This window comes from Oleiagrimonas sp. (genome assembly GCF_027858935.1).
Lineage (GTDB): Bacteria > Pseudomonadota > Gammaproteobacteria > Xanthomonadales > Rhodanobacteraceae > Oleiagrimonas.
Genome location: NZ_JAQIBU010000150.1, coordinates 1 through 2,124, shown reverse-complemented (window position 1 = coordinate 2,124; position 2,124 = coordinate 1). Strand labels below are relative to the sequence as shown.

The window sequence follows — 2,124 nt, the reverse complement described above, 5'->3', positions numbered from 1 at the left end:
AGCGTGCAGACGGTACGCCACGCCGTGTCCATCGACGAGCGGCGCAAGTTTTTCCGCAGCAACCTGTGGTCGTCCTCGAAGCAGGCCACCGACGTCAGGCAGGTCTGGTTCGCCGGCGTGCATGGTGATATCGGCGGTGGCTATCCGGAATCCGAAAGCGGGCTGGCCAAGATCGCGCTGGCCTGGATGATGGCCGAGGCCGAGCAGTACGACCTTCTGATCGATCCGCAACGGATTGCCCTGGTGCTGCCGTCATCCGGGGCCGCGCCGGGGCCGGTGACGGCCCCCGACCCGTTGGCGCCGATGCACGATGAAGTGGACAAGCCGGGCTGGAAGCTGGCGCAGTGGGTTCCGCGACGGGTATGGCGGCGCGAACCGGGCAACGGTCGCTTCAAGCCGCACTGGAGCCTGTCGCCGAAACAGAAGCCCAGGTTCATCCCGAACGGCGCCATGGTGCACAGTTCGGTGTTCCAGCGCATCGCCGGCGATCCGCACTACCGTCCGCGCAACCTGCCCGAGTCGATGGTCGACGAAACCGGTACGCCCCGCGTGCGGCCGGCATCGGTGACAGCTTCCTAGCCGCGTGCCTCAGCCGGGTTCGCTGAATTGCTCATGGGCGCGCACCGCCTCGGCGGCGTACATCAGCGATGGGCCACCGCCCATGTATACGGCCACTGCCAGCATTTCCATGAATTGCTCGCGCGGTACACCCATGCGCACCAGTGTCTTGACGTGAAAACCGATGCAGCCTTCGCAGTGCGTGGCGATGCCGATGGCAAGTGCCATCAATTCCTTGTGCTCGGCCGAAAGGGCACCTGGCGCCAGCGCCGCCTTGGCGGTTGCCGAGAAGCCGGTCATGGTCTCGGGCTGTTCGCTGCGGAAGGTGGCCAGGGCCTGATTGAGATCGTGGGTGAGGGTCTTGTATGAGGCAGCGGACATGGGGTGCTCCGGGGGGCGATGAATCGTGGAAGGGGCCCGATATTGTCAACTTTGTCCGGAACGACCGTTTAGACCGAGGTCAAGAACAGGGGCGTCTCGTTGCGGCATGCGCTGGCGTTGCGCGAATGGCTCGACTGCGCGCAGTTCATGGCCCTGACTTTCCCTGCCTGGTGGACGCCCCGCTCTTGCGCTCGTCTGAGCTGGTGCCGACATTCGAAAAGCTGCGTCAGCCGGGATCGGCTCGGCGGGACGATCGGTCAGCACGCCCCTTGCATCCACAGCATGGCGCAGGGTCGGGGAGAAACATTCCTCGGCGCTCTGGCCGGGCAGGGCACTGGCGTTGGGTTCGCCATCGACGACCAGGCAGAAGATGCGCTCGCCGCGACCCAGGCGCCTGAAAGACAGCACTTCCTCGTCGACCCAGCGCGAAGCGGCGGAGCGGGGCGAGCAGATCACGATCAGGTTGGCCGACTGCGCCAGCGCTTTGTTGTCCTTGGCACCGAGGTCATGGGCGCTGGCCAGCTCGTCGCGGTCGCGGAAGATCGGCGTCAGGCGGCGGGGAACGGGGCCGACTTGCGTGACTTCGCCGACCAGCCGCTTGGGGATGGCATAGGGTTCAAGCGTCTTGTGCAGCCAGTCAGCCCAGACCTTGTCCCGGTGGCTGTAGCTGATGAAGACCCGGAAACGGAGGGACGATACCGTGGACGGATCCCGTTGCATGCCCACCTCTGGACCAGACGGCTGCGGATGAGGGTCGTATCGGTCGGAAAAGCGCCGAGACGGTCTGTTTCCAGGGCGCATTGAGCCACGCTTTCCGTGCTCTGCGTTTCTGCGTGGACAGCAACCAGGCGCGTGTGGACGATCTGCAGCTTGCAACCATTCATTCATCATGATTCCTTAGACTTCAATTTTGTTTCCGAGGATCGCTGCATGACGGCTCGCCCCAAGTTCCTGATGTGTCCGCCGACCCATTTCGAGGTCGCCTACGTGATCAATCCCTGGATGGAAGACCAGGTCGACAAGGTTCACCACAGTCATGCACGGGAACAATGGGACGCGCTGCACAAGGCGCTGTCGGCGCGCGCCGAGGTGGCGTTGATCGAGGCCGGGAAAGGACTTCCGGACATGCCATTCACGGCCAATGCGGGCGTGGTGCTGGGTGACCTGTTTGTTCCCAGCCGCTTC

At 64.2% G+C, this 2,124-nt stretch carries 3 protein-coding genes and 1 pseudogene; 2 read left to right on the top strand and 2 right to left on the bottom strand.

Annotated features, from left to right (window positions below):
• The coding region (locus tag PF446_RS05545) for a DUF2235 domain-containing protein (protein ID WP_298070248.1) at positions 1–579 on the top strand (579 nt) is incomplete at its 5' end.
• A gap of 9 nt (positions 580–588) precedes the next feature.
• Here the strand turns inward: PF446_RS05545 and PF446_RS05540 are convergent.
• A complete protein-coding gene (locus tag PF446_RS05540) occupies positions 589–939 on the bottom strand; it encodes a carboxymuconolactone decarboxylase family protein (RefSeq protein WP_298070247.1) in 351 nt (116 codons plus the stop codon).
• A 45-nt stretch (positions 940–984) separates the two neighbouring features.
• Positions 985–1,659 carry a toll/interleukin-1 receptor domain-containing protein gene (locus PF446_RS05535; RefSeq protein WP_298070246.1) on the bottom strand — a complete coding sequence of 225 codons (675 nt, stop codon included), beginning with the start codon at positions 1,657–1,659 and terminating at the stop codon, positions 985–987.
• Between the two features lie 210 nt (positions 1,660–1,869).
• Here PF446_RS05535 and PF446_RS05530 point away from each other — a divergent pair.
• Positions 1,870–2,124: pseudogene (locus PF446_RS05530) on the top strand (nitrate reductase); the annotation flags it as partial.